The 24,945-nt window shown below is 70.2% G+C and carries 22 protein-coding genes and 2 pseudogenes; 14 read left to right on the forward strand and 10 right to left on the reverse strand.

Translation table 11 applies throughout. The annotated features are described in order from the left end of the window. The first annotated feature begins 217 nt into the window (after positions 1-217). On the forward strand, positions 218-1,219 hold the full coding sequence (locus ACFXGX_RS15010) for an acyl-CoA desaturase (protein WP_384790061.1): 1,002 nt from the start codon (positions 218-220) through the stop codon (positions 1,217-1,219). Between the two features lie 33 nt (positions 1,220-1,252). Beyond that, complete coding sequence (locus tag ACFXGX_RS15015; protein WP_384790064.1) at positions 1,253-1,690, forward strand: DUF5994 family protein; 438 nt, start codon at positions 1,253-1,255, stop codon at positions 1,688-1,690. A gap of 310 nt (positions 1,691-2,000) precedes the next feature. Here the strand turns inward: ACFXGX_RS15015 and ACFXGX_RS15020 are convergent, their stop codons facing one another. From ACFXGX_RS15020 to ACFXGX_RS15030, 3 genes are all read right to left on the reverse strand, one after another. Further along, entirely contained in the window at positions 2,001-2,726 is a 726-nt protein-coding gene (locus tag ACFXGX_RS15020; protein ID WP_384790067.1) for an ANTAR domain-containing protein, read from the reverse strand. 31 nt (positions 2,727-2,757) lie between these two features. Further along, the gene (locus ACFXGX_RS15025; protein WP_384790070.1) at positions 2,758-3,561 is read right to left on the reverse strand and encodes a GAF and ANTAR domain-containing protein; all 804 of its coding nucleotides are present in this window, start codon (positions 3,559-3,561) and stop codon (positions 2,758-2,760) included. Between the two features lie 941 nt (positions 3,562-4,502). Beyond that, the gene (locus ACFXGX_RS15030) at positions 4,503-4,727 is read right to left on the reverse strand and encodes a hypothetical protein (RefSeq protein WP_384790073.1); all 225 of its coding nucleotides are present in this window, start codon (positions 4,725-4,727) and stop codon (positions 4,503-4,505) included. Positions 4,728-5,117: 390 nt separating this feature from the next. On the opposite strand from ACFXGX_RS15030, the gene ACFXGX_RS15035 reads away from it, so the two are divergent. After that, positions 5,118-5,396: a hypothetical protein gene (locus ACFXGX_RS15035; protein WP_384790076.1), complete on the forward strand. Its 279-nt coding sequence runs from the start codon at positions 5,118-5,120 to the stop codon at positions 5,394-5,396. 238 nt (positions 5,397-5,634) lie between these two features. After that, positions 5,635-5,872: pseudogene (locus tag ACFXGX_RS15040) on the forward strand (MerR family transcriptional regulator); the annotation flags it as partial. Positions 5,873-5,948: 76 nt separating this feature from the next. On the opposite strand, the gene ACFXGX_RS15045 reads toward ACFXGX_RS15040, so the two are convergent. The 3 genes from ACFXGX_RS15045 to ACFXGX_RS15055 all read right to left on the reverse strand — a co-directional run bounded on the left by ACFXGX_RS15045 (position 5,949) and on the right by ACFXGX_RS15055 (position 8,137). Further along, complete coding sequence (locus ACFXGX_RS15045) at positions 5,949-6,536, reverse strand: DUF5994 family protein (protein WP_384790079.1); 588 nt, start codon at positions 6,534-6,536, stop codon at positions 5,949-5,951. 510 nt (positions 6,537-7,046) lie between these two features. After that, the gene (locus ACFXGX_RS15050; protein WP_384790082.1) at positions 7,047-7,631 is read right to left on the reverse strand and encodes a hypothetical protein; all 585 of its coding nucleotides are present in this window, start codon (positions 7,629-7,631) and stop codon (positions 7,047-7,049) included. 80 nt (positions 7,632-7,711) lie between these two features. Beyond that, positions 7,712-8,137 (reverse strand): STAS domain-containing protein, encoded by a 426-nt coding sequence (locus tag ACFXGX_RS15055; RefSeq protein ID WP_384790085.1) that lies wholly within the window; start codon positions 8,135-8,137, stop codon positions 7,712-7,714. A 430-nt stretch (positions 8,138-8,567) separates the two neighbouring features. Between ACFXGX_RS15055 and ACFXGX_RS15060 the strand changes: the two genes are divergently transcribed. Both ACFXGX_RS15060 and ACFXGX_RS15065 read left to right on the forward strand, forming a co-directional pair. Continuing rightward, the gene (locus ACFXGX_RS15060) at positions 8,568-8,975 is read left to right on the forward strand and encodes a hypothetical protein (protein WP_384790088.1); all 408 of its coding nucleotides are present in this window, start codon (positions 8,568-8,570) and stop codon (positions 8,973-8,975) included. A gap of 13 nt (positions 8,976-8,988) precedes the next feature. Beyond that, positions 8,989-10,225 (forward strand): annotated as a pseudogene (locus ACFXGX_RS15065) (cytochrome P450). 76 nt (positions 10,226-10,301) lie between these two features. Here the strand turns inward: ACFXGX_RS15065 and ACFXGX_RS15070 are convergent. Next, entirely contained in the window at positions 10,302-11,576 is a 1,275-nt protein-coding gene (locus tag ACFXGX_RS15070; RefSeq protein ID WP_384790091.1) for a hypothetical protein, read from the reverse strand. A 173-nt stretch (positions 11,577-11,749) separates the two neighbouring features. On the opposite strand from ACFXGX_RS15070, the gene ACFXGX_RS15075 reads away from it, so the two are divergent. From ACFXGX_RS15075 to ACFXGX_RS15085, 3 genes are all read left to right on the forward strand, one after another. Continuing rightward, positions 11,750-12,274 (forward strand): hypothetical protein, encoded by a 525-nt coding sequence (locus ACFXGX_RS15075; protein WP_384790093.1) that lies wholly within the window; start codon positions 11,750-11,752, stop codon positions 12,272-12,274. Between the two features lie 47 nt (positions 12,275-12,321). After that, positions 12,322-12,642 carry an ArsR/SmtB family transcription factor gene (locus tag ACFXGX_RS15080; RefSeq protein ID WP_384790095.1) on the forward strand — a complete coding sequence of 107 codons (321 nt, stop codon included), beginning with the start codon at positions 12,322-12,324 and terminating at the stop codon, positions 12,640-12,642. Positions 12,643-12,973: 331 nt separating this feature from the next. Further along, complete coding sequence (locus ACFXGX_RS15085; protein ID WP_384790097.1) at positions 12,974-14,668, forward strand: LCP family protein; 1,695 nt, start codon at positions 12,974-12,976, stop codon at positions 14,666-14,668. A gap of 28 nt (positions 14,669-14,696) precedes the next feature. Here the strand turns inward: ACFXGX_RS15085 and thpR are convergent, their stop codons facing one another. Together thpR and ACFXGX_RS15095 are read right to left on the reverse strand one after the other, a co-directional pair. Then, positions 14,697-15,293, reverse strand: coding sequence for an RNA 2',3'-cyclic phosphodiesterase (gene thpR / locus ACFXGX_RS15090; RefSeq protein WP_384790100.1), 597 nt, complete (start codon positions 15,291-15,293; stop codon positions 14,697-14,699). A gap of 71 nt (positions 15,294-15,364) precedes the next feature. After that, the gene (locus ACFXGX_RS15095) at positions 15,365-16,588 is read right to left on the reverse strand and encodes a saccharopine dehydrogenase family protein (protein WP_384790103.1); all 1,224 of its coding nucleotides are present in this window, start codon (positions 16,586-16,588) and stop codon (positions 15,365-15,367) included. A gap of 126 nt (positions 16,589-16,714) precedes the next feature. Here ACFXGX_RS15095 and ACFXGX_RS15100 point away from each other — a divergent pair, with 126 nt between their 5' ends. From ACFXGX_RS15100 to ACFXGX_RS15110, 3 genes are all read left to right on the forward strand, one after another. Further along, entirely contained in the window at positions 16,715-17,458 is a 744-nt protein-coding gene (locus ACFXGX_RS15100; protein WP_384790106.1) for a TetR/AcrR family transcriptional regulator, read from the forward strand. A 416-nt stretch (positions 17,459-17,874) separates the two neighbouring features. After that, positions 17,875-21,087 carry a TIM-barrel domain-containing protein gene (locus tag ACFXGX_RS15105; RefSeq protein WP_384790226.1) on the forward strand — a complete coding sequence of 1,071 codons (3,213 nt, stop codon included), beginning with the start codon at positions 17,875-17,877 and terminating at the stop codon, positions 21,085-21,087. Between the two features lie 135 nt (positions 21,088-21,222). Next, on the forward strand, positions 21,223-22,359 hold the full coding sequence (locus ACFXGX_RS15110; RefSeq protein ID WP_384790109.1) for an ABC transporter substrate-binding protein: 1,137 nt from the start codon (positions 21,223-21,225) through the stop codon (positions 22,357-22,359). 110 nt (positions 22,360-22,469) lie between these two features. Here the strand turns inward: ACFXGX_RS15110 and ACFXGX_RS15115 are convergent, their stop codons facing one another. Beyond that, on the reverse strand, positions 22,470-22,889 hold the full coding sequence (locus tag ACFXGX_RS15115; protein ID WP_384790112.1) for a VOC family protein: 420 nt from the start codon (positions 22,887-22,889) through the stop codon (positions 22,470-22,472). A gap of 619 nt (positions 22,890-23,508) precedes the next feature. On the opposite strand from ACFXGX_RS15115, the gene ACFXGX_RS15120 reads away from it, so the two are divergent. Both ACFXGX_RS15120 and ACFXGX_RS15125 read left to right on the forward strand, forming a co-directional pair. Beyond that, a complete protein-coding gene (locus ACFXGX_RS15120; protein ID WP_384790115.1) occupies positions 23,509-24,189 on the forward strand; it encodes an adenosylcobinamide amidohydrolase in 681 nt (226 codons plus the stop codon). Between the two features lie 126 nt (positions 24,190-24,315). Further along, positions 24,316-24,831: a hypothetical protein gene (locus ACFXGX_RS15125; protein WP_384790118.1), complete on the forward strand. Its 516-nt coding sequence runs from the start codon at positions 24,316-24,318 to the stop codon at positions 24,829-24,831. The last annotated feature ends 114 nt before the right edge of the window (positions 24,832-24,945 follow it).

The following is a 24,945-nucleotide window of genomic DNA, read 5'->3' on the forward strand; positions in this document are numbered from 1 at the left end:
CCGGTGCCTTTTCGCCGGCGCCGAGCAGCGTCGCGGCCCCCTCGCGAACGGGGGGCTCGACCGCACCTCACAGCGGACGCCTCGCACGCCGCGGGTCCGCTCCGCTCCTGGCCCGACTTCGGCGGACCGTCCGCCGATCGTACCCACCTACCCGCCGTCGAAGAGGCGCAGCCCAAGACCCCGGCCGCACTGTCGTCACCGAGGTCAAGGACCGCCCATGTCTTTCCAGTCTCTCCGTCCCCCGTCCGCCGCTCAGCCGGAAAGTGCCCCGCCGCTCCTGGAGTACGACGGGAGGGCACCCTTCCCGCGCGGCGGAACGACGTGCGAGCGCACCGGCAACGAGCGGCTGTCTCTCGCGATCACGGCGTTGATCGTCTTCCTGCCGTTCCTGGCACTCGGCCTGGCCGGATGGTTGTTGTGGGGGCGCCTGATCCATCCAGTCGATGTCCTGCTCGCCGCGGTGCTCTACACGGTCACGGGCCTCGGCGTCACAGTCGGCTTCCATCGGGGCCTGACCCATGGCGGCTACCGGGCCGTACGGCCCCTGCGCATAGCGCTCGCGACTGCCGGGTCGATGAGCTTCCAGGGTGACGTGATCGGCTGGGTCGCCATCCACCGTCGCCACCACGCCTTCACCGACCGGCCGGGCGATCCGCATTCTCCGTACCGCTACGGCACGTCTGCGCGCGGCCAGTTGCGGGGCCTGGTGGACGCCCACGTCGGATGGCTGTTCCGCAACGACCCCACGTCCGCGGTGCGTTACGCTCCCGACCTCGTCGCCGACCGAGACATCCGGGCTGTGTCCCGGGCCTTCCCGGCCCTGTGCGTGCTCACCCTCGTCCTCCCGTTCGCTGCGGGCAGGCTGATCGGCGGCACCTGGGTGTCCGCTCTGACCGCCCTGCTGTGGGCGGGACTTGTCCGCATCGCCCTGCTCCACCACGTCACCTGGAGCGTGAACTCCCTCTGCCATGTGATCGGCGAGCGTCCGTTTCGCACCCGTCTCCACGACCGCGCCACCAACCTGTGGCCTCTGGCCCTGATCTCTTTCGGAGAGAGCTGGCACAACCTCCACCACGCCGACCCCACCAGTGCCCGGCACGGCGTCGACCGCGGCCAGCTCGACCCCTCCGCCGCCGTCATCCGCCTTTTCGAACGCCTCGGCTGGGTCAGGGACGTGCGCTGGCCCACCCCGGACCGTATCGCCGCCCGCCGCGCGTGAACCCGATGGACCGTGTCCCCTTCAGGAGTTCTCATGACACTCGCTCCCCCGCCCCCGCTCTCCTCGTCGTCCGGCGTCCGCCTGCGCCTGTCGGCCCAACCGGCACAGGGCCACATGCCCCGGCGCATCGACGGCGCGTGGTGGCCCCGCTCGACCGATCTGACGTCCGAACTGCCCCGGCTGCTGGGCGGACTGCCGCCCGCCTGGGGGCACGTCAGCAGCGTCCTGGTGGACGAGGCCGTTTGGGAGCCGTTCCCTGGTCGGCTGCTCGTCGCCGATCAAGTGGTACGTCTGCGCCGGACGACCAGTCGGCACGCCCCGTCCACCGTCTGTCTGTTGGCGCCCGGCCGCGGCCGATGGGACCTGCTGGTCGTACCGCCCGAGGTCACGGAGGCGGAGGCCGGGTGGCTCATGGACAGCATGGACACCGCCGCGAAGGACAGCCTGGGGTCGGGAACCGCTGTCCGTTGACGGTGTCTCTGTAGGACCGGCCGTGGGCTCGTGGCACCCCGGGGCACGTCTGCCGGGTGGTGCCGGAGCCGCCACCGTGCGTCGTGAAGTGGCCGACTCCAGCTGGGCCCACGGCGGTGCCGTCACGGATCGGTTGAAGGACGTCAGTGTCTTCGGTCCGGCACCGAGCGGCGCAGCCCGGAGCGGTGGAGGCCGGAGGCGCCGCGGTGACCACGACCGGGTGGGGCGGGGTGCTCGTTCCCCGTCCTGCGGCAGCCATGTTGGCCGGAGGCGGATTCCGTCCGGACCCTCGGCGGAGTAAGAGGGCTGCTCAGGAACTTCGGGAACTGAGGCCGGGGAGGAATTCGGATTCGTCGATGAAGGCGCGGGCGACATCCGAGAGACGGCGGTTGTGGGAGCGGGCGTAGGCCCTCAGGGTGGTGAAGGCCTGTTCCATGTCCGTGCGGCGGCGTTCGGCGAGTTTTCCCTTGGCCTGTTCGATCAGGACGCGGCTGCTGAGGGCTGTCTGCAACTGCTCGTTGAGGAGCGTGTTGCGCTCGGTGGTGCGTTGTTGCAGCAGGCTGATGGTGGCGACGTCTGCGAGCGCCTGGGCGAAGGGTGCGGAGGCGGGGCTGATGGGTGCCGGGGTGGCGTGGAAGAGGTTGAGGGCGCCGACGACCTCGTCGCGCAGGCGCATGGGCAGCGCCTGGACGGCGGTGAAACCGCTGCGCCGTGCCTGGGCGGTGAACAGGGGCCAGCGGGCCTCCTCGTCGCGCAGGTCGTGGACGGAGACCGCGATTCCGGTGTGGAAGCAGTCGAGACAGGGCCCTTCGTGGTTCTGGAGCTGGAAGAGTTCCAGAAGCCGCACCCGTTCGTCGGAAGCGGCCATGACGCGCAGTACACCGTCACGGTCGGCGAGCAGGACGCCCGCCGCGCTCGCGTCGAGCAGGTCGACGCAGCGGTCGGTGAGCAGGCGCAGGAAGTCCATGAGGTCGAAGTCGGCGACGAGACTGTCGGCGAGCTCGACGAACGTCCGGGCCATCAGCTGTTCCTTCATCGTGCACACCTCTGTGGATGGGGCGTGAGCATCAAGACTCCTCGTCGGGGGGTCGCGCCTCCGGCGGTCGGATGTCGGACGGAGCCGTGTCCGGGGGGAGGCGGAGCCGGTGGGCGATCACGTCGGCGGCGACCGCTGAGATCCGTGTCCCTCGGGCGTACGCGTGGGCGCGCAGCCGGATGAAGGCTTCCTCGAAGCCGACGTCGAGCTGGACCATGAGGATGCCGGTGGCCTGGTCGATCTCGGCGCGGTATCCGCCCAGGTCGTCGAAGGGGGCGGTGTCCGGCTGGTCGGTGCCGGGCGTGTGGGTGTCGAACGGGACACCCGTCTCACTGATCCGGGCATCGAGCAGAATCAACGTGGCGGCGTCGGCGAAGGCCATCGCATCGGCCACCTCCTCCGCGTCCAGTTCGACCGAGCTGCTGGAGTACAGGTCGAGTACACCGGGGCTGACGGCCCCGATCTGCAGGGGGAAGGCGAAGACCGCTCTGGCACCGGCTTCCAGGGCCGCGTCGGCGAACACCGTCCAATGCCGCTGGAGTTGACCGGCCAGGAGGTCGGGGCAGAGGACCGTCGAGCCGAGGACGTAGGCGTCCACGCTTGGTCCCTCGCCGAGGGTGAGCTGGAGTTCTTCCAGATGCTGACTGACAGAGTCCGTGCTGCACAGCGGATGACTCGCCCGGTCGCGAGACATCGCGGACATCCCGGCCCCGCCGACCGGAAGTGCCGCCACCGCCGCCGTACACACGTCGAGGACGCCGACTCGGGCGCCGCGCAGGGCCGCCTGCTCGGCCACGAGAGCCTGGATCCGCGCCGACCGGCTGCCGGGGGTCATGGCGACCACCGGGTCCAGGGACGGTGATCAAGTCCCACCGGCTTCAAAGCCGTTCGCACCCCCAAGGGGAGAACCAGCGTCAGGAGCACGGCCCCGTCGGCCGCCCTGCGCCCGTCTCCGACGTCCGTCCGATCCCAGCGGCGGGGAGCGGCCAGGACCGGCTGGTCAGGCCGGTCCGCCAAGACATCGACATCGATGGTGCGGCCGCCGTCGTGCGGGTATCGTTCCGCCGGCGTGTGCACCAAGGGCACCGATCGCAGGTCGATCTCGCCAGTCAGGGTGACCGGCGCCCGGTTGTCCTTGTCGTGCCGGCAGACGTTCAGGATCGGTGGAATACCCATGGGGCAGGGTGCCTCGGTTCACGAGACCGTACCGGGTACGCGGTACGGTCGTACGGTCGTGCAGGCAGGTGAATGACCGATCCAGCAGCCGATGTTCCGGAGCGTAGGACCCAGCCGGTTACCTCGGGATGCGCGGGGCGGGCGGACGGGTGATCCGCTCTCCGCAGGCATGTGGGCCAAGCAGTGGTGGCCCGCCAGGGTCTGGGACGTCCGTACGCAGCATAGTCCCGAGGCCGGTCTCTTGGTTGGTCCGGAGAGGGGCACCACGATGTTCACACCGCGGTGATCGGGTGGCTCCCATGCCGTGCCGGAGCGCTGATCGCAGGTGAAAGACCGTCAGCCCGGCAGTCGTCCCGCCGTACGGTCCGCTCCGCCGAAGAAGCCTCACCTGCCCCCGCGTTCAGCGGGGGAGATCTCCCGGTACCGCCTGAACACGAGCCGTGGTTCCTCGGTCTGCGCGTTGATGTCCAGGTTGCCGGCCGGTGAATGTCCACACGATCGATGCCGGTGCTCCGGATCGCGGGAAACTCCTGATTTCCGCGGGGTTCGGGCGAAACGGAGGGCGGAGGGCGCCACCCGGATGATCCGGAGTGGCATGGCCTACGCCGCAGGTCGACGCCCGGCTGTCTCCCTTGTCAACGCGGGCTCGGCATGCGGGAGTTCCGCGAGCCGGACAGGGGCCACTGGGGCGAACGGAGTCTCGGCGGGAGCGTTCACCGGCTCGGCCGGTGGCGTCGGCAGGATGCGGTCCTCCCACCAGGACAGGCCCATCACGGCGGCGAGCAGGACGAAGGGGGTCGAAGCGGGAACGATCAGCGCGTACATGTGTACCGCCTGCGGTGGTATGGGTGCGACGCGGCGGACAGCGCAAGGGTGCCCGTCTGAGGCGCATCGATGCCGCGTCAGGGTCCAGTGGCGACGGCGGGTGCGAGAGCGGCCCGTTGGAGACGGGACGGAGTCCGGCACTGATGCGTGAGGTGCGCCCCCGAAGGAGCGCGAGAGGTGATCGACGCTGCCGGGGACTCGGGCCGTACCACGCACGTTAGCCCCCGCCGCACTCCCCGGACAGGCGTCAAGTGGCCATCCGCTTCCGACCGCTTCCGTCGGACGCCGCGGACGTGGGGCGCTATCCGCAACCTCTTGAAAGGGCTACGCTGTGCGAACAGGCCCTGGCCCCCGGCAGTGATGGTTCGTTCCGCTCCGGGAAGGCCCGCCGTGTTCGTTCTGCTTCTCCTTCTGATCGTCGTCCTGTTCGGCCTCGGCTTTCTCAATCCCCTCTGGTGGGTGGCCGCGGTCGTGTTGATCTTCGGCGCCACCCGCTACGGCCGCGATCGCGGGGGAGGCTGGATCCGTGGCGACGGTTCCGATCTCAAGGGCTACCGGGACTACCAGCAGCGCCGGGACCGTCAGGACCGCTGGGACCGCCGCTACAGCCGTCAGAACCGGGCGCGCTGGAGGCGCGATGACCGTCGGGGCCACGAACGCCGCGGGTGATCGATGAACCGGCTTGGCGTCCAGAGGTTTCCGGAAGGTCGCGGCCCGGCCGGGACCGCCGGTGGGCTGTAACAACGACTCCGGCGCAAACACGCCGGAGTCGCCCTTCCGGGCGGCTGCACGTGAGAGTGAGCCAACCCACCATCCATGTTACTGCGGGTAGCGGTGTTGCGGTTCCTTCGGGGCCCAGGTGCCCTGGGCGCCAGGGCCCCTCGACGCGTTCCAAGGAGAGGCGCGACTGACAGCAGACGACTCGTTCGGCCCTCTCGATGACGACGACTGCCCCGCCTGCACCATGGGCCGGGCCGCCGACATGCTCGGCACCACCCAGGGCTTCCTCCGTGCCATCGGTGAAGCCCGCGGCAGCACCCCGCTGCGCTCCGAAGGCGGACATCGCCGCTACTCCCGCTGCAAGATGCGAATCGCCGCGCGCCCGGGAACTCGTCGACCACGGCACCCCGATCAAGGCCGCCTGCACCGCGGGGCCGGCCATCGACGGGAGCGCGGCCATGGTCGCAAACGTGTGCGTGGTCCTCACCTCCCCATCGGCTGTTACGGCAGCGTGGCGGTGACGAGCGGGATCCGTGGACGCGCGGGAGGTGCGACCGGACCGCGGGCCTCATGTCCTCCTTCGGAGTCCCAGACCGCCTCCACGGCCCGGTCGCTCTCGGACACGGTCCGCAGGCGCGCCGCCTCCTCCATCAGCCGGCTCGCGGTCGACGTGCCCAGGGGGTCGCTCGCGGCGGCCATCAGCCAGGCGGCTGAGACGGGGTCCGTCCGCGGCGGGATCACCAGGAGGTTCCAGCGGCCCATGTGGTAGGAGAACAGCAGTAGTTCATGTGGGTCCTGCTCGGCCAGGAAGCAACCCACGTTCACCACATGCCCGGCGACGGGCACCTTGCGTGGGACGACCGGCCAGTGTGTGGGATTCACGGTCACCCGGGTGATCCGCCCCCACAGCGGATCCAGTACGGCTGTCAGGGCGGGGAGTTCCGTCCCGAGATCGCGGACGCGGGGCCACCATGCGCCGTCCAGCAGGGCCGGAGCAGGACCGATGGGAGCGAGCGAGAGACGGAGAGAGGACGAGGAGGACCGGTCTTCGACTTCGAGTGTCGGCGGGAGGGAAACGGCCCCAGTCATGACGCGAACCCTGCCCCGGGCTGGTTGTCGACCGGCCCGGCATATTGAATCGCCGAAAACGACACGAGCGTGGAAGCCGGTGCGCGAGAAATCCTCGGTCATTTCACCGTACTCCTCGGATCAGCCGAACGGACCGTACGCTCAACCCGTCCCGTGCCGAAGCGTCTTGTCCACGGCGTGCGTCTTGTCCACGGCGTGCATCGCAGGGCGGCGAATCGGGCGGGCCGCCGCAAGTGACCACGACCGAGGCGCTGACGGAGGAACGGATCTCCGAACCGGCCCGTCCATCGGTCGGTGCAAAGCGTGGCGTGGGCTGTCCACCGGCGCCGTCATGATCGATTCCGCCGCCGTTGTGTGCACTTCGGAGGGACGACTGCCCGATCCCAGCGGCCCCTGCCGGGTGTGAGCGGGACGGCCGTGTGCATACGTCCACCACACCGATCCGGGTACCGCACAGGGCCGCCGGCTCGGCGACCAGCACCTGGATGCGGGCCGACCGGCTGTGGGGCCTCACCCAGGCCACCGCGTCCAGGCATCGTGCGCAAATCCCCCCGGTCTCGAGGAGGTTGGTCTGCCGACGGGAAGGATCAGCACCCGGAGCCGCGTGGCGCCGGTCGGCTTCCAGAACGCTCCCACGTCCAGCCATCCCCAGGAACGGAGCGTGTTGAGGGTGGGGTGATCGGCCCGGTCCACCAGGGTGGCGCCGAGTGACGCCCGGTGGTCGGCAAGCAGCCGCTCCTGCAACCGGAGAGCCACGTGCGCGTCCTGCGGGTGCGGGGGGATCAGGATGTCGGTGATCACGAAGATGCCGCCGGCCGCTGCGAGTTGTTCGACGCGGCGCGGTAGGGCTCGGTCGAACACGATCCACCCGAATGTGTCGCTGAGCATCGGGAATCCGAAAGCACATCCCACCAGTCCGTCCGTCTCCGCGACCACCATCGCGAAGCCCGGCCGCCGGATGTCGGCTGCGAGACGGTTCAGAAACTGCCGGCGGCTGGGACGGCAGTACGCATCAGGACGCGATGATGTCTCGTGGGAGTCCACATAAAGATCCGTCAGCTTCCCGCTCAGATCCTGTGCCAGCCCGCGGTTCACCCGACGTAACCGGACCGCTTCCCCAGTGGACGGTTCGCAGCCACGGGGCTTTCGTGGCTGCCCCCGCCCCGCCCATGCCGTCACGGCGCATCACCCGAGAGCACAGAGGCAAGCGGAACAGCCCGGCGCCGCGGGGTCTGGGCGGTCGGGGCCGGGACATCCCCGAGCGGAGGTGACGGATGCCCGAGCGGATCGTCGAAGAGCAGGAACCCGGAGCCGGTGAGGTCGAGGATCAGATCCAGTGTCGGTGGCGGGTGGTGCAGTCGCATGGTCCCGCCGGCCTCGGTGGTCTGCTGCGCGGCGTGGAGGAAGACGTTGAGGCCGGTGCAGTCGCAGAAGGTGACGGGGGTGAGGTCGATGTCGATGGTGCGGATGCCGTCGCTCAGACATCGCGCCAGTGCCGTGCGTACCAGCGGGGCCGATTCCAGGTCGATCTCACCGGCCAGGGTGATCAGTACCCGCTTCCCTCGGTCATGGCGGTAGACGGCGAGCTGCGGTCGGGGCATGATGCCTCGATTCGGTGGACCGTCCGGTAGCGGACGCGGTGAGGCCGGGGACCCCGGCCCCCATGGCGCGCTGCCGGCAGGGCGTGCGTTCGGCGGAGGCGGAGCAACGGCCGGTCCGACAGCACACCGGACCCGCCCAGTTCCTCCAGGGATGCGCCGGGTCACAGACGAAGAGTCCGCTCCCTGCAGCCATCTGTGTCGAGTAACGACAAGCCGCCAGGGTCTGGGACGCCCGAACAGCAGCATAGTCCTCGACCCGGTGCGGCGGACGGCCGACAGCCGTCCGTTCCTCGCACCCGGGCGACTCTTGGAGATGATGCCGTGCGAGTAAATCCGTGCCCTGCGTGATCCTTGGGCAGACAGCGCGAAGCACGGTGACCACCGCGGTCCGGCGTGGTCGACCGTGCACCGCACAAGCAGTCGGCTTCGCATGACGGAGCCGAACCGTTCGACTCTGCAGGCCGCACGGCCCCGAGCCGGGGAACCGAAGGTGACCCGCGGCCGGACAACCATCGCGGACGGAGCGGTCGAGAAGATCGCCGGGATTGCCGCACAGGAAGTCCCGGAGCCGACGCATTGGTCGGCGGATTCAAACGGCGTCGGCGCCGGAGTGCTGTCTGTCGAGACCTGGGTACGGATGCTCATCGATGCCGGATACCCCATCGGCGACGCGCAGGTTGAGATCGGGCGCATCCAATCGCGGGCCTTCGAGGCCGTAGTCCGGCGCTCCGATGCGACCGGAGACAGCGATGCGGTTCGCACGTACCTCGGGCTGCCGAAGCCGGACTCTGGAATTCCGTCCATTCCGGCGGCGCCGCTCGGCACGGATCACCGATAAGTAGGGTCAGGGTATGACCCATACAACCCCCGCTCCCCAGGCTCCTATTGACCCCGTAGGACTCGCCCGCGATCCGTACACCGTGTACGCACAGCTCCGCCAAGCCGGGCCCGTTCACCGGATCACTGGGACAGACGGGCTGCCTGCCTGCCTGGCTGGTGACCCGCTATGACGACGTACGCGAGGCTCTCGCCGACCCGCGGCTCTCCCTGGACAAGCGCAACGCTGCCCCCGGCGGCTACCGAGGCATGGCCTTACCGCCGGCGCTGGACGCGAACCTGCTCAACATGGATCCTCCGGACCACACTCGCATCAGGCGCCTGGTGAACCGGGCTTTCACTCCGCGTCAAATCGAACGGCTGCGAGAGCCGATCCGGCGCACCGCTGACCAGTTGCTGGACGCCGTTGCCGCCGCTGAACGCGTAGACCTGATCGCCTCGTACGCTGCGCCGCTGCCGATCACCGTGATCTGCGACTTGCTCGGCATAGGCCCGGCCGACCGGCTCGACTTCCGTTCATGGACCGACACGCTCGTTGCTCCCGATCCGACGCGGCCGTCCCTCGCCAAGGAAGCGGTCGGCAGCATGCTGTCGTTCCTCACCCGGCTCATCGCCGGCAAGCGAACCGCTCCGACCGATGACCTGCTCTCCGCGCTGATCGCCGTGCGCGACGAGGAAGACCGGCTGAGCGAGGACGAGTTGATGTCCTTGGCCTTCCTCATCCTGTTCGCCGGGTATGAGAACACCGTTCACCTCATCGGAAACGCGGTCCTGGCCCTGCTTCGCCACCCCGATCAGTTGACCGAGCTGCGGGCCGATCCCACGCGCATGAGCGCGGCGGTGGAGGAGCTGGCCCGATACGACGGCCCGGTGCCTCTGGCCATCCGCCGGTTTCCGACCGAGGACGTCACCATCAGTGGTGTGACCATCCCCGAGGGCGAGACGGTCCTGCTGTCCCTTGCCGCTGCCCACCGGGACCCGAACCGCTTCACCGACCCCGACCGCTTCGACATCGACCGCGACGCCACCGGTCACCTCGCCCTTGGCCACGGCATCCACTACTGCCTCGGCGCTCCTCTGGCCCGCATGGAAACCGAGATCGCGCTGGCCGCGCTCCTTGACCGCTTCCCCGACGTGGCCTTGGACGTGTCGCCAAGCGAACTGCAATGGCGGCCTTCGATGCGATCCCGCGGTCTGCTTCGCCTTCCGGTCCGCACCGGCACGATCAAGGAAGCCACTACGGCTCGATGACAGGGAGCGCGGCGGAGAGCAGGACGGTGAGCCGGGAAGGCCGCCGGGCCGATCGACCGTCAGGCCGGCGGCCGGGTCAGACCGTGCGCGTGCTCATGCTCGGGCCCAGGCCAGTCCCCGTACGGGCGCCGATGCCGTCCGCGGACTCGGTGGACGTCAGACGTTCTCGCGCCGCGGCCCGTACCTCGGGCGTCTCCATCGGGTCGTCGCGCAGGGCAGCGATCCGCTCCAGCGTCTCCGGAACGGCCGGCGCCGACGCGATCGCGGTCAGTCGTGCCGTCTCCTCGCAGTCCCAGAGGGACTCGGACCAGGCGTGGTCCAGGCCGCCCCGGTCGATGGCGGCCAGGGCCTTCAGATACGCGGTCCGCTCGTACGAGTGCGGGGTGTGGAGCCAGAAGCGCCGCAGGTAGGGCAGCGCTTCGGCGGCGTCGGGACCGAGAAGGGCCAGGCGCCGGGCCGTCCGGTCGGGGCCGCACCAAGCGGGCGCCGACCACTGCCCGGCCAGTTCTCGTACGAGCTTCGGCAGGTCCTCGGGGGAAGGATGGTCGGCCAGGACGTCCGCTCCGAGCTCGGCCAGCCACGGACGGCGGTCCTTCGCCCAGCCACGCGCTGCCGGTACGGCGAGGGTGTCGAGGCGTTCGACCGCGCGCCTGAGCAACGGCAGGGGCCGACGGCCGTCCGTGGTGCCCAGTGAGGGAACCAGCGGGAGCAGTCTCTCGTCGGGCTCCCTGCGGTTCAGCGCGCGCAGCGCGTCGAACTTGGCCTCGTCCGCGGTGCGTTCGTCGCGGAGCAGGGTGAGCAGTTCGCCGGTGCCGAGTCCGTCCAGGGTCGGCCGGGAAACGGGCGGGCGGTTCCGTACCTCGATCCCGAACCGGGTCCACGGTTCGAAAAACCACGGCAGTTCCGGTTCCTCGCCGATCCGGGCGCGGGCGATGTCACCGAGGTCGTCCCACCACTCGGTCGGCCAGCCGATCGAGACCGACTCCAGGACGCGGGCCCAGTGCGCGCCTTCGCGGATGTACGTACGCAGCGCTTCCCTGGCCGCTTCCGAACCCGAGAGGGCCAGCAGTTCGAGGACGTCACAGGCCCGTAGACAGGTCTCCTCGTCTCCCGCGAGCTGGCGCACGACCGGGGTGAGGGACAGGCCCAGATCGCGGACGAGCCGGGCCAGATACAGGCAGCGGTCGTCGACGTCGTCCCAGCGCCAGTCACGGCGGATGCCGTCGTACACGAACGCGGCGGCTTCCTGCGGGTCCCGGAGCGCCCGCACCGCGCCGAGGCCGCGCCCCCGTTGCAGCAGACCTTCCAGGGACTCGATGCGGGCGTACACCATCTCGTGCTCATCACTCATCATCTCGACCCTGCCCGATCGCCTGACGGATCGCCAGGCGTTTTCGCCGCCGACGGAATCACTCCGGGCCATGGTCCGGCGGCGAGCGCTCGCGGATTCCGCCAAGGTGGCCTGCCGTACATTCGGTCCATGACGTCCCTGGCGCACGCCACCGCACCCCGCCCCGAGCCCCGATGAGCGGCTGGTGGCCCTACCTGGAGGAACGGACCCGCCAGGACGTCGACGCGAACGTGCTGCGCGATCGCCGGATCGCGGCGGTGAAGGACGTGTGGGTGGCGCTGCGCCCGCTGGGGCTGGGCCTGCCCGAGGCGGAACAGGTGGTGCACGCGCGGTACGAGGCCCTCGGTGACCGCGTACGGTACCGACCGCCCGACCCCCTCGACCTCCCCTCGCTCGCGGCCCGTGCCGCGGCCTTTCCGGGCAGGATCGCCGCGGTCGAGGCACTGTGGGACGGCGACACCGTGCACGACTGGTTCGTGGTGCTCGTCGCGGTCCTGGACGACCCGGCCGGGGACGGACACCTGGCGATCGTCCATCAACGGCGCGGCGGGCCCCGGCCGGGCACGGCCGCCACGGAGGCGGGCCGGGCACTGGCGGACTTCCTGGGGGTGCCGTTCCACTTCGCTTCCCCGGACGTTCCCGACGACGAGGCACCGCGCTGGCGAACCTTCGGGAGCTCACCGGGTCCCCGGACCTAGACTGGGGCGGCGCACGAGTGAGGCCGTGAAGTGAGCGGGTGAAGGCTGTGACCGGGAACGCCGGTGGTGTCGAGGATCCTTCCGCCGAGGTTCTCGCCGACGCGGCCGCCGCGTTCGGGCTGCTCGCCTCCTCGGCCCGGCTGCACCTGATGTGGGCGCTGTCGCAGGGCGAATGTGACGTCACGCGTCTCGCCGACCGGGTCGGCGGCGCGCTTCCGGCGGTCAGCCAGCATCTGGCCAAGCTGAAGCTGGCCGGTCTCGTGCGGTCCCGCCGCGAGGGCCGACGGCAGGTCTACTACGTCGACGACCCCGACATCGTCACCGTGGTGCGGGTGATGATCCGGCAGCTCACCGCGCGCTCGCGATGAGTGCGGCCACCGTCCGGTTGCGGAAGGAGCACGCTTCCGCGGCTGCTCGCCGGCCCCCGCGTGGCCGGATCCCTGGGCAGCCGCGGAACGGAAAGGCCCGATCCGACGTCTCCCTTCAGGAGAAGGTTCCATCAGGCGTCCCACCGGTGACATGAGATGCCTCACGCGTGAAACGCCGGAGGTTTCCTGCCGACCGGGCCGTCACTTTGTTAGATTGCGCAACTACGCAACCCGGATAGAAGCCCGCTTCATCCGCCCGTAGACCGCAGTACCGGCCGCCGTACCTCTGAGGGACGGGGCTGACGGGCCCGACTGTTCATGGGAGTGGGAGATGAGCGACCCGCGGGACGGCTCGGGCGGCCAGGCGACACGCAACCGGACGTCCCAGGTGCCAGGACAGCGCACCACGCGGACTGACGGGACCGGACTCCCGGGCGACCGGTTCACGTCCAGAGGCACCACCCGCTCACACGGCGGCAAGCGGGCGCACCGGGGGCGCGGCAGGCGGGTGCTGAGGACCGCCGGGATATGTGTCGCGCTTCTCGTGCTGGGCACGGCGGGCGTCGGCTGGTGGTTCTACGAGCACCTGAACGGCAATATCGACACCCTCCCCCTGGACGGCAAGGGCGGCACGGAGAAGGCGGACGCCTTCGGCCGTACCCCGATCGACATCCTGGTGATGGGCTCGGACGGCCGGACGAGCAAGGCGGACTGCAAGCTCGGCGGCGGCTGCGCCCGGACCGGGGTGCAGACCGGCAGCAACGCCGATGTGCAGATGGTGGTGCACGTGTCCGCCGACCGCTCCAACGCGACCGTGATGAGCATCCCGCGCGACACCATGACCCGTGTCCCGGCCTGCAAGGACAGCGAGACCGGAAAGTCGACGGCCGGCTACTACGGCCAGATCAACAGCGCGCTGCAGTACGGCCCGGCCTGCCAGGTGGCCACGGTCCACCAGCTCACCGGCATCCCGATCAGCCACTTCGTCAAACTCGACTTCTCCGGTGTGGTCAAGATGTCCGACGCCGTCGGCGGCGTCTCCGTGTGCGTCAGCGACAACGTGTACGACACCTACTCGCATCTGAAACTGTCCAAGGGCAGCCACACGCTCCAGGGCGTCGCGGCGCTCCAGTTCGTCCGTTCCCGGCACGGCTTCGGCGACGGCAGCGACCTGGGCCGTACCGTCTCCCAGCACATCTTCCTCAGCGCGATGATCCGCAACTTCAAGAGCGCGGGCACCCTCACCGACCCCAGCGCCGTGTACCACCTCGCCGACGCCGCCACCAAGGCGCTGACCGTGGACGAAGGCCTGGGCACCGTGAAGAAGCTGATCGGGCTCGCCTCGGACCTGGACAAGGTCCCGACGAAGCGGATGACGTTCACGACGATGCAGACGGCCCCCGACCCGCTCGACAAGAACCGTGTCGTGGTGGGGGCGGGCGCGAAGAGCCTTTTCGCGACGATCGCCGACGACAAGTCGCTGACCACCGCGTCGGGCAAGAAGTCCGCGGCGGCCTCCGCGACCAAGAAGCCCGGCGCCTCGGCCGTGCCCGCCTCGCAGGTCGCCGTGACCGTGGAGAACGGCACGGGGATCACCGGCCGAGCCTCCGTCGTCGCGGCCGCGCTCACGGGGAAGGGCTTCAGCCCGGAGACGACCACCACCAACGCCCCGGTCTCGGCCACCACCACGACCCTCACCTACGGCACCGGTCAGAAGGGCGAGGCCCAGACGGCCGCCAAGGCCCTCGGGCTGTCCGCCTCGCATCTGAAGCAGGGCACGAGCCCGGGCCTGGTCCTGGTGGTCGGCGGCGACTGGCCCAGCGGAACCACCTACCCCGGCGGATCGTCGTCGTCCGCCTCGGACGACGGCAAGAACGCGGTCGCCGACGCCCACGCCTCCACCGCCGACGAGGCCAAGACCTGTGCGACGGTCAGCCCCTTCAAGACGGTCAGCCTCAATGGAGTCCCCATGACTCCGGCGCAGGCCTACGCGGCGGCCCGTGACAAACCGGACTCCGACGAATGAGGGGGCCCGTCGCTCAGGAGTCGGCCACTCAGGAGTCGGGGGAGTTCCCGTCGCCGAGGGGCCACGATTCGATGTCGCGGTAGTGGATCGGTCCGCTGCTGCGGCCGACGTTGCTGCCGACCAGGTGCAGACGTTCGGCACGCCACTCGCGGCCGGTGAACCCGGCGAGTGTCTGGGCGATCTCGCCCGTCGAGGACCGGTCTCCTCTGCGGGCGCGGGCCAGCGTCAGATGGGGGCGGAAGGGCCGTTCCTCGAAGACGACCCCGCAGTCCTTCACGGTCGTCCGCACATCCGTGGCGAGCACGTGCAGTTCGTCGAGGTCTCCGTCGATTCCGCTCCACAGCACACGGTCGTCGAAGTGGCCGCTCCCGCGCAGTGCCAGGGACGGGGGCCGGCGGGCCGCCGCGAGGCCGGCGAGAGGCGGCCGCAGGAGAGGAATCGTCCCGACCGGCAGCTCCCCCAGGAACGCCAGGGTGATGTGCCAGTCCTCGATGCGGTTCCACCGCATGTGAGGGTGGGTGCCGTAGGCGGGGAGCAGCTCCCGGGCCAGCTCTTCCTTCGCGTGGTCGGGCGGGGCGAGGGCGATGAACACGCGGACGGTCGCGGGTGGAGTCTGATCATGCACAGCAGACTTCATACCGCACCTTCCGGCGGTGCCGACGCCCTCGCCGTGTGCCGTGGACCACGCCCGGAACCTCAGCCCTCCTCGCGCAGGCCCCACGGCGAGCCGTACTCGTTGAGCAGGTCGAGGAAGGGGCGGGGCGGCAGGGCCTCCGGGCCGAGGACGCCACTGGCCGACCAGGCTCCGCCCGCGATGAGTTCGAGGGCGATGACAGGGTTGATCGCGGTCTGCCACACCACCGCCTGGGATCCGTACTCGCGCATGGACCACTGGTTGTCGACGACGTGGTACAGGTAGACCTCGCGGGCCGAGCCGTCCTTGGTCCCCTTGACCCAGGTCCCCGCACAGGTCTTGCCGGTCATGCGGTCGCCCAGCGTGGCCGGGTCGGGCAGACAGGCGGCGACCACATCGCGCGGAGAGACCTCCACAGGTCCGTTCTCCGAGGGGACGGTGACCTTCTTGGTGGAGTCCAGACCGAGCTCGTGGAGGGTCTTCAGCTTGGCGATGAAGTCGTCGCCGAGGCCGTACTTGAACGTCACCCGGCGGGCGTCGACCCAGCGGGGGATGAGCAGGACCTCCTCGTGCTCGACGTTGACGCACTCCACCGGACCGATGCCCTCGGGGAAGTCGAAGACCTCCGGCTCACTGAAGGGGGCCGTGGTGAACCAGCCGCGGTCCTTCTCGTAGACCACCGGGGGATTGAGGCACTCCTCGATGGTGGTCCAGATGCTGAAGGACGGGGCGAAGTCATAGCCCTCGACCGTGAGGTCGGCGCCGTCGCGGACACCGATCTCCTCGATCTCGTCGAAGAGTTCGTCGGCCGCGTACCGGGCGAAGACGTCCGACAGGCCCGGCTCCACGCCCATGCCGACCAGAGCCAGCCGTCCGGAGCGCTCCCAGGCGTCGGCCTGTTCGAACTGGGCGTCGCCGAGCTTGACACCGCACTGCTCGTGCGGGTCAGTGGCGTGCGGCGCGGACAGGGACATCGCCATGTCGAGGTAGTGCGTTCCCGCGGCGCGGGCCGCGTTGAACAGAGGCATCACGAACCGCGGATCGGTCGCGTTGAGGAGCGCGTCGCACCTCTCCTCGGTGAGCGCACGGCGTACCGCGTCCTCGTCGGTGGCGTCCAGGCGCAGTGCGCTGAACCGGCCCCCGTGCTCCTTGAGCGCCGCCACGGCCGCCTCGGCGCGGGCGAGGTCGTAGTCAGCGACGACCATGTGGGTCAGGAAGTCACGGCGGGCCGCGATCCGAGTGACGGCGGTGCCCACGCCGCCCGCGCCCACGAGAAGTACTCGCATGTCACACACCTTTCGTCGCCGGAGACGAACGCCTCCGGGCTGGACAGATGCAACGGGATGTCCTCGGTTAAGGTCAATAATGTTGGCATAAGGATCGTCGGCGCGCGGTGAGCAGGGAGGGTCGGCATGGCGAAGCAGGTGGTGCCGGAGACGGAGCGGCGCAGACGCCGGCCGACCCGGCAGGGCACGGTGCTGTCCGAGAAACTGATCGTGCAGACGGCGTTGCGGATGCTGCGGGAGCACGGCAGCACCGGACTGACGGCGCGCAGACTCGGTACGGCACTGGGTGCCGACCCGAGCACCCTCTACCGCTACTTCGCCGGACTGGACGACCTGACCAGGGCCATCGGCGAGGAGCTGACGGGGCGGGCGCTGGACACCTGGACGGCCACCGGGGAGTGGCGGGCCGACCTGCGCGCGCTCGGCCGGGCCATTCACGCCTCCTACCTCGCCCATCCCCAGGCCGCCGTGCTGACCGCCAGCCGGGTCACCGGCCGGCCGCGGGAGATCGCGGTGGACGAGACGATCCTGGGGATCCTGCGCGGCGCGGGCTTCCCGGACGTGGACGCGGTCGTCGTCTACCACGCGTTCATCGACCTCACCCTGGCCTTCGCGGCCCTGGACGCCGGGTCGCTGGCGCTGACGGACGAGGCCCGCGTGGCGGACGAGGAGATGTGGCAGTCCACGTACGCCGAACTGCCCGCGGACACCCACCCGCACATCGCGGCCACCGCGCGGCTCCTGGCCGGGCGGATGACCCACAGCGCCTACCCCGTCGTCCTCGACACCTTGCTGAACAGCGCGGCCGAACAACTAGCCTGGGCCCGCGCCCGCCGCTACCCCGACGCGACAAACCCGCGAAAACCCTGAGACGGAGGCTTATGCCAACGCTGCGGGAAACGCGTTTCGGTCGACAACTCCGCGGGAGGCTCTATGGACACCGTGAGAACAGACATGCTCTGATTCCCAGGGTTGATCTCCTCGGGTGCGGGTCCAAGACCTGTGCCATTCCGCACCGCCGCACCGCCGCACCGCCGCACCGCCGCACTCCCGCACCGCCGGAGGATGCCGCAGCCCGAACACTGCTCGCGAGCGGCACGGCATCTCCGGGTCTCGACCGGCACAGGGGGGCGAGCCTCCCTGCTGAGAGCAGAACGGATGCGCGTATGACGACCGCGTCAAGGACATCAGAGACCGCGAAGGCGTCGAGGGCGTCGAGAAGGCGACGGCTGAGACTGGTACGACGGCGGGTGGGCGTCGCCGCCGCGCTCGCCGTGTCCGCCGCCATGACACTGACCGGCGCCGACTTACCGGCCGCCGGTGACGCGCACACCCTGCGCGTCCCGGTCGTCTCCTCGGGGAACGCCCGCTTCGAAATCCTCTCGCCCACGCTGATCCGTACCGAATACGCGGGCGATCAGAAGTTCACCGACGCACCGACGTTCAACGCGATCGGCCGCGACGGGTTCGAGCCGGCCGCGTACAGCGCGACCACATCCGACGGCTGGCTCACGATCAGGACGAGCGCGATGAGCCTGCGCTACAAGGTCGGCTCAGGCCCCTTCACCGCCCAGAACCTCTCGACGCAGTCGGTGGCGGGCGGCACCCCCGTGACCGCCGCTCCCTGGCAGCGCCTGACGTGCGCGCTCGGCGCCCTGTGCGAGGCCGAGAGCCTGCGTCTCGACGGGGCTTCCGTCGCCTCGGACCACGTCGGCCACACCGGGAGCGGATTCGCCGCCGGATTCGAGGGCACCGGCAGCTCGGCATCCGCTGACATCGATGTCAAGGACGCCGGGACCTATCAGTTCGACCTGAGCTACGCCAACTCCCGTGGCGGAGACGGTCAGACCCGCACCCGTACGCTCACACTCACCGTCGACGGCGGTGCGCCGCAGACGATCTCCCTGCCGGTCACGGCGAACTGGGACACCTGGAACACCACGTCGGCGAGCGTCCCGCTGGGCGCCGGTCACCACACCCTCGCGCTGACCAGGACCGCCGCGGACTCCGGCGATGTCAACGTCGACAGCGTCGCCCTCGTCCGTCCCGGCGACAGCTACCCGCCCGTCTCCAGCACCGCGATCCTGGACTGCGCGTACGGCACGAGCTGCGAGGCCGAAGCCGGACGTATCGGCGGTACGGCGATCACCGCCACCGACCACCAGGGATACGCGGGCGGTGGCTTCATCGGCGACCTCCACCAGGGATCGAGTCTCACGACCCACGTGGTCGGCGTGCCCGCCGGCGGCGTCCACACCCTCCGGGTCCGGTACGCCAACGGCGTCGGCGGCGACGGCCTCCACCAGCAGCGCACCGCCACCGTGTCCGCCGCCGGCACCAGCACCACCCTGACGTTCCCGACGACGAAGGACTGGGACGACTGGCAGACGGTCTCGGTGCCCGTCACGCTCACCGCGGGGACCGACGACATCACCCTCAACTGCCCCGGCACGGCGAGCTGTCACATCAACGCGGACACCGTCTCGGTGGCCGCCTCCGGCACGACCGCGCCCCCGCCGCACATCGCGCTCGGCGGATACCGCCGAGGCCTCGACGGCGTGACCGGCAACGAGAAATCCGTACCCACCACGCCCGGTCTGCTCAACCGGGACGGCTGGTACCTCCTCGACGACACGTCGTCAGCGGTGTACGACGCCGCCGCTCACCGGGCGACCCCCCGCCCCGACCACGGCGGCACGCCCTACCAGGACGGCTACGTCTTCGGCTACGGACACGACTACAAGCGGGGACTCACCGACCTGGCCGCGCTGACCGGCCCACCCGCACTCCTGCCGCAATGGGCCTACGGCGTCTGGTACTCGGAGTACATCGACCGCACCGCGGCGGACTACGAGAACACCATCCTCCCGGCGTTCCGCGCCGAAGGAACACCGCTGGACGTCCTGGTGACCGACACGGACTTCAAGGCCGTGAACACCTGGAGCGGTTGGGAGATGGACCCCGCGAAGTTCCCCGACCCCCAGGGCTTCTTCGACTGGTCCGCTTCGCAAGGACTGCACAACACACTCAACGTCCACCCCAGCATCCTCGCGTCCGATCCCCAGTTCGCCCAGGCGCAGGCCACGGCCAAGGGCAAGCTGACCAAGGGGGGTTGCGCCTCGGGTGCCGCCGTCGAGAACAACTGCTACACGTTCGACTTCGGCGACCCGGACCAGCTCAAGGCGTACATGGACCTGCACCGGACCATGGACCGGCAGGGCAACGACTTCTGGTGGCTCGACTGGTGCTGCGACGCCTCGCAGTCGTCGCTGCGGGGCGTCACACCCGACGCGTGGATCAACCAGCAGTACGCCACCGCCAGTTCCGCGAACCTCGGCCGCGGCTTCGTCCTCTCCCGCGCCTACGGCTCGTTGCAGGCGGCCGGGTACAGCGGCCAGCAGGGGCTGCCGACCGGGCCGTGGGCCGACAAACGCAGCACCGTCCACTTCACCGGTGACACCTCCTCGACCTGGGGCGCGTTGAAGTTCGAGGTCGGCTACACCCCCGGGGAGTCCGCCGCGACCGGCATGGCGGCCATCACGCACGACATCGGCGGGCACAACGACACGACAGGGCTGACCGGTTCGGAGAAGTACACCGAGGGCGGGCAGAGCCGCACCACGCACAAACTCCCCGACGACCTGTACGCCCGCTGGGTCCAGTTCGGTACGTTCCAGCCCGTCGACAGGCTGCACAGCAACCACAGTGACCGGCTGCCCTGGCAATACGGCTCCGCGGCACGGCAGTCGGCCGACACATTCCTCAACCTCCGCGAGAACCTGGTGCCTTACACGTACACGCTCGCCGAGGAGGCGAACCGCACCGGCGTGCCCATCGTCCGCCCCACCTACCTGGAGTACCCCGACGAACCCCAGGCGTACGCCACCGCCGGCAGCGAGTACTTCTACGGCTCCGACATCCTGGTCGCCCCTGTGACCACGCCGGGAACCTCCGCCACCACCTCGGTGTGGCTCCCGCCCGGCCAGTGGACGAACTACTTCACCGGTGAGACCTACACCGGTGGGGGCACCCGGGACGTCACCACCGGTCTGGACTCGATGCCGGTCTTCGTCAAGGCGGGCGGCATCCTGGCCACCCGTACCCACGACGTGACCGGCAACGACAGGAACGCGCTGACCGACGTCACGCTCACCATCGCCGCCGGTCACGCCGGGTCGCTCCACCTGTACGAGGACGACGGCGTCACCACCCGAGTCACCACGCACAAGGGTGGGAGCGCCACGACGACGATCCGGTACCGGCAGAAGGGGCAGCGTCACACGGTGTCGATCGGTCCGGCACGAGGCTCCTTCTCCGGCCAGGTCAAGAACCGCCGCTGGACGATCGCCCTCATGGCGGCGCACGCACCCACCAAGGTCTCGGCGACCGGCGTGAACCTGTCCCCGCAGGCCTACCACTGGGACGCCGGCTCGAAGGTGCTGACGATCACGCTGCCCCGCCGCAGCGTGCGCGCCCCGATCACCGTCACCTATCAGTAGGAGTGCAAGTAACCTCCTGGAGCGACCCAGGTCCGGTCGCGGGGCGGCACCACACCGCTCCGCGGCCGGCCGCCTTCGACGGCCCGACCTGACGCCCACGCACCGCAGAACATGGTCCACAGGGGGTACCGACAGATGCAGCCGCCGCCGACACCGCCCGTGTCCCCAGCAGAAGCGCCGCCCGCGGCGACGCGGACCGAGCGACGACCCGTCCGGATCGGCGCTCTCGTACCTCTGACCCGGCCCGGCTGGGTGGAGGCGGGCCGCCATCTGCTCGTCGGACTCGAACTGGCCGTTCGTGAGGTCAACGGCACCGGCGGGATCGCCGGGAGACCCCTCGAACTGGTCGTACGGGACACCGCGGCCGACCCGCGCAAGGCCGCCGCGGCCGTTGACGAACTCGCCGAGCTGGGCGTGGCCGCCCTGGCGGGGGAGTATCACAGCGTCGTCGCGCGTGCCGTCGCCACGAGTGCCGATGCCCTCGGTGTGCCGTTCCTCTGTTCGTCGGCGGTTCTCGACACGCTGACCGAGCAGCCGACGCCATGGGTCGCGCGGCTCGCCCCGGCGCAGTCCCACGGCTGGAGGATCTACGCGGACTTCCTCCTCGACGCGGGCCACAGCCGCATCGCCGTGGCGGCCGAACCGAGTGTCTACTGGGCGTCCGGGGCCGGCATCCTGCGCAACAGCCTTGCCCCACAAGGCGGTTCCGTCGTCGAGCTCGACATGCGCGCGCTGACTCCCGCGGCCGTGTGCGACGAACTCGTCGGTCATGGATCGACGGCACTGCTTCTCCTGGTCGGGCATCCGGAGCCCGCCGTGTCCATCGTCGAGGCGGTCCGCCGCGACGAGCGGCTGCCCGGGATGATGATCGGCGCCCCGGCCGGGCAGCCGGAGTTCACCGAATGGGTCACGCGGTCGGGCGCCGACGGAATCGGCGTCCCGTTCCTGCGCTACCTGCCGGAGCGTCTGAGTCCCCTCGGCGCGCGCGTCGAGACGGCTTTGCGAGAAGGGCTGGGCCGGGCGCCCTCCTTCGTCGCCTTCGAGGGCTACGACACGGTCACCGTCCTCGCGGACATCCTGCGCTCCCAGGGCACGGACCGGGCGGACATCGCCGCGTCCTGGCCCGGTGTCGACGTCGAGGGGACCCGCGGGCGGATCCGGTTCTCCCGCGTGCCGGGCATCAGCGTCTGGCAGTGGTCGTGGGCGCCGGTCCAGGTCGTGCAGAGGGACGGGACCGACCTTGATCAGTTCCGGGTCCTGCACTCCGGTTGACTCTGGTCCGCTCGGGGTGGGAGGGCCCCGGCCGCCCGGCACGGCGGTCGCTTGCCGCGCCGGGCACTCCGGCGAGACCCGGACGGGCCGGGTAGTGGCCTCCGGACGACTCAGGCCGAGGGAGCAGCGGTGATGTTGACCATCCACTCGACGCCGAACCGGTCCGTGCACATGCCGAATGTGTCGCCCCACATCTGCTTCTCCAGCGGGACCGACACCTTGCCGTCGGCGGACAGCTTGGCCCAGTAGCCGCGCAGGTCCTCGGCGTCGTCGCCGCTCAGACTCACGGCGAAGTTGTTGCCCGCTGTGCGTTCCATCCCCGGCGGGACATCCGCGCCCATGATGGTGAAGCCGTTGGGGGCCTCCAGCATGCCGTGCATGATCTTGTCGGCGAATCCGGGCGGCGCCTCGGAACCGAAGGCGCCGAACTCGTTGAGCGCCAGCTCACCGCCGAAGACCTCCTGATAGAAGGTCAGGGCCTGCCTGGCGTCACCGGAGAAGCTGATGTAGGGATTGAGACGAGAGCCCACGGAAGATCCTTTCGTGACGGTACGTCAGAGATGCACCCTAGCCGTGACGCGCTCGGCTGCCAGGCATCCGACCCCGGCGGCGCGCGCTGATTCAGGCGCGTTCGGCGGTCTTCGCGCCCTCCGGTTCCTCAGGAGCGAGTGGCGAACTTCCTGGTCCGGCAGTGTGCGGGTTCTCTCCCGCCGTGGTCATCAATGATCCTTTCCGCCAGTGGATCGATCACCGCCTGACGAGCGGTGTGCGGCTCTCCTACCGTCGACAGTGATCCGCCGGCCGTGGCTCACCTGACCCGACCGCGGCCGGCGGACGGGTGTGCCGCCGCATGCCCGCGCTCACCGTGGCCCGGGTGTCCGCGCCAGGCGAAGAGGGAGAGATCGTGACACTCATCCGTAGATCCGTAGATCCGTAGATCCGTAGATCCGTAGATCCGTCGCCCGGGTGGCGCGGCGCCGTGGGACTGCTGGCCACCGCCCTCGCCACGGGGGGAGGTGTTGGCCCGCCGGGTCCTGTGAGCACGGCACTTGCGACGCGGCGGAGTCCTCGCCGGCCACGGCGACAGCGTCTTAGGAGGGTGGCCACGCGTACGATCAACCCGTTCCCCCTCGCAAGGAGTTCCGCCCGGTGACCGCAGTCGTCCCGCCGCCGCGACCCGTGGCCGGTCTCATCCGCGTGCAGCGGCTCACCCGCGTCGAGGACGGCGAGGAGTTGAACGCACTCTTCTGGCGGGCGGGCGCCGGATGGCGGATGGTCAGCAGCGCGGTCCTGGGCGGCGGCATCGCGGAACGCGAGTGGGTCCTGAACGCTCAGGTCTCCCACGGCTACCGGCGCACCGACCCGTCCCGGCACCTCGCCGAACTGGCCCGTGCCGTCGGCGCGCGGGGGCCGGGGGTCGGGCTGATGACGGCCGCCGACGTCACCCGGTACGCCGACGCCCACGACAGCGGCGTGGAGGCGGTCGTGACGGCCGGACTGGGGGTACGGGGCTGGGCCGCCGCCCCCGCCGAAACCCTCCACCATCCCGCGGCGCCGGGCACGATCAACATCGTCGCCGCGCTTCCCGTGGCACTCGGTGACGCCGCTCTGGTCAACGCGGTGAGCACGGTCACGGAAGCCAAGGTGCAGGCTCTGCTCGACGCCGGGTACGACTGCTCCGGCACGCCCACCGACGCCGTGTGCGTCGCGGCCCGTACCCCGCGTCCCGGGGAAGAGGCGCACGCCTTTGCCGGGCCCCGCTCCCTGTGGGGTGCCCGTCTCGCGAGGGCCGTGCACGCGGCCGTGCGCGCGGCGGCCGCCGGGGCGTGATCTTGGTCGCCGGGCCGGAGGGCGAACGCCCACAACAAATCTCCGGCAGTGCAACCGTTCAGCCCGTGAAGATGTCTACGCTAGTGAAATAGTGTGTCCCCTTCACCAGGAGCAACTGGGGGCGTCATGCATCATCACCCATCCCGCGCAGCCATTGTCGCCGGCACCGTTCTCGCCGCCGTCGGCGCCACGATCCCCGCCTCCGTGGCCGCCACGCCGAAGGCGGCCGCCACGCCTACGTCACCCGCCCGTGTGGTCAATGCCCGCTGGGCCGGGCACTGCACCTACGACCGGCTCGTCATCGACATCCAGGGCGGGACTCCGTCCGTCGCCGTGAGCCGGGTCAGCACCCTCCGCTACGACCCTTCCGGCAGGAAGGTCCCGCTCGCGGGGAAGTACTTCCTGAACATCAGGCTCTCTCCCGCGGTCGCGCACAACAGCGCGGGCAACTCCGTGTACCGGGGGCCCAAACTGGTGAAGATCCCGTTGTACAAGCTGAAGGGCCTGGCGCTGACCGGGGACTTCGAAGGAGTCGTCTCCTTCGGAACCGCGTTCCAGACCAAGCCCTCGTACAAGGTGCTCAAGCTGCACAGCCCCGAGCGCGTGGTCGTGGACTTCAGCCACACCAACCGCTGCGGCTGACGGCTGACTCGGACGGGGGGGGGGGGGGCGGGGCGCGGGGGCGCGGGGGGGCGGCGGGGCGCGCCCCCACGCACAGGGGGCGGGGGCGCCGCGCGCGCGGCGCGGCGCAGCGCG

This window comes from Streptomyces sp. NPDC059371, from assembly GCF_042751995.1.
Lineage (GTDB): Bacteria > Actinomycetota > Actinomycetes > Streptomycetales > Streptomycetaceae > Streptomyces.

Bases quoted from the DNA above. Each gene is read 5' to 3' on its own strand.
- ACFXGX_RS15070 (WP_384790091.1), bottom strand. From the start codon at position 11,576: ATGAGTGATGAGCACGAGATGGTGTACGCCCGCATCGAGTCCCTGGAA.
- ACFXGX_RS15075 (WP_384790093.1), top strand. From the start codon at position 11,750: ATGAGCGGCTGGTGGCCCTACCTGGAGGAACGGACCCGCCAGGACGTC.
- ACFXGX_RS15110 (WP_384790109.1), top strand. From the start codon at position 21,223: ATGCAGCCGCCGCCGACACCGCCCGTGTCCCCAGCAGAAGCGCCGCCC.
- ACFXGX_RS15085 (WP_384790097.1), top strand. From the start codon at position 12,974: ATGAGCGACCCGCGGGACGGCTCGGGCGGCCAGGCGACACGCAACCGG.
- ACFXGX_RS15125 (WP_384790118.1), top strand. From the start codon at position 24,316: ATGCATCATCACCCATCCCGCGCAGCCATTGTCGCCGGCACCGTTCTC.
- ACFXGX_RS15095 (WP_384790103.1), bottom strand. From the start codon at position 16,588: ATGCGAGTACTTCTCGTGGGCGCGGGCGGCGTGGGCACCGCCGTCACT.
- ACFXGX_RS15105 (WP_384790226.1), top strand. From the start codon at position 17,875: ATGACACTGACCGGCGCCGACTTACCGGCCGCCGGTGACGCGCACACC.
- ACFXGX_RS15020 (WP_384790067.1), bottom strand. From the start codon at position 2,726: ATGAAGGAACAGCTGATGGCCCGGACGTTCGTCGAGCTCGCCGACAGT.
- ACFXGX_RS15030 (WP_384790073.1), bottom strand. From the start codon at position 4,727: ATGTACGCGCTGATCGTTCCCGCTTCGACCCCCTTCGTCCTGCTCGCC.
- ACFXGX_RS15025 (WP_384790070.1), bottom strand. From the start codon at position 3,561: ATGACCCCCGGCAGCCGGTCGGCGCGGATCCAGGCTCTCGTGGCCGAG.
- ACFXGX_RS15060 (WP_384790088.1), top strand. From the start codon at position 8,568: ATGACGGAGCCGAACCGTTCGACTCTGCAGGCCGCACGGCCCCGAGCC.
- ACFXGX_RS15045 (WP_384790079.1), bottom strand. From the start codon at position 6,536: ATGACTGGGGCCGTTTCCCTCCCGCCGACACTCGAAGTCGAAGACCGG.
- ACFXGX_RS15010 (WP_384790061.1), top strand. From the start codon at position 218: ATGTCTTTCCAGTCTCTCCGTCCCCCGTCCGCCGCTCAGCCGGAAAGT.
- ACFXGX_RS15055 (WP_384790085.1), bottom strand. From the start codon at position 8,137: ATGCCCCGACCGCAGCTCGCCGTCTACCGCCATGACCGAGGGAAGCGG.
- ACFXGX_RS15015 (WP_384790064.1), top strand. From the start codon at position 1,253: ATGACACTCGCTCCCCCGCCCCCGCTCTCCTCGTCGTCCGGCGTCCGC.
- ACFXGX_RS15100 (WP_384790106.1), top strand. From the start codon at position 16,715: ATGGCGAAGCAGGTGGTGCCGGAGACGGAGCGGCGCAGACGCCGGCCG.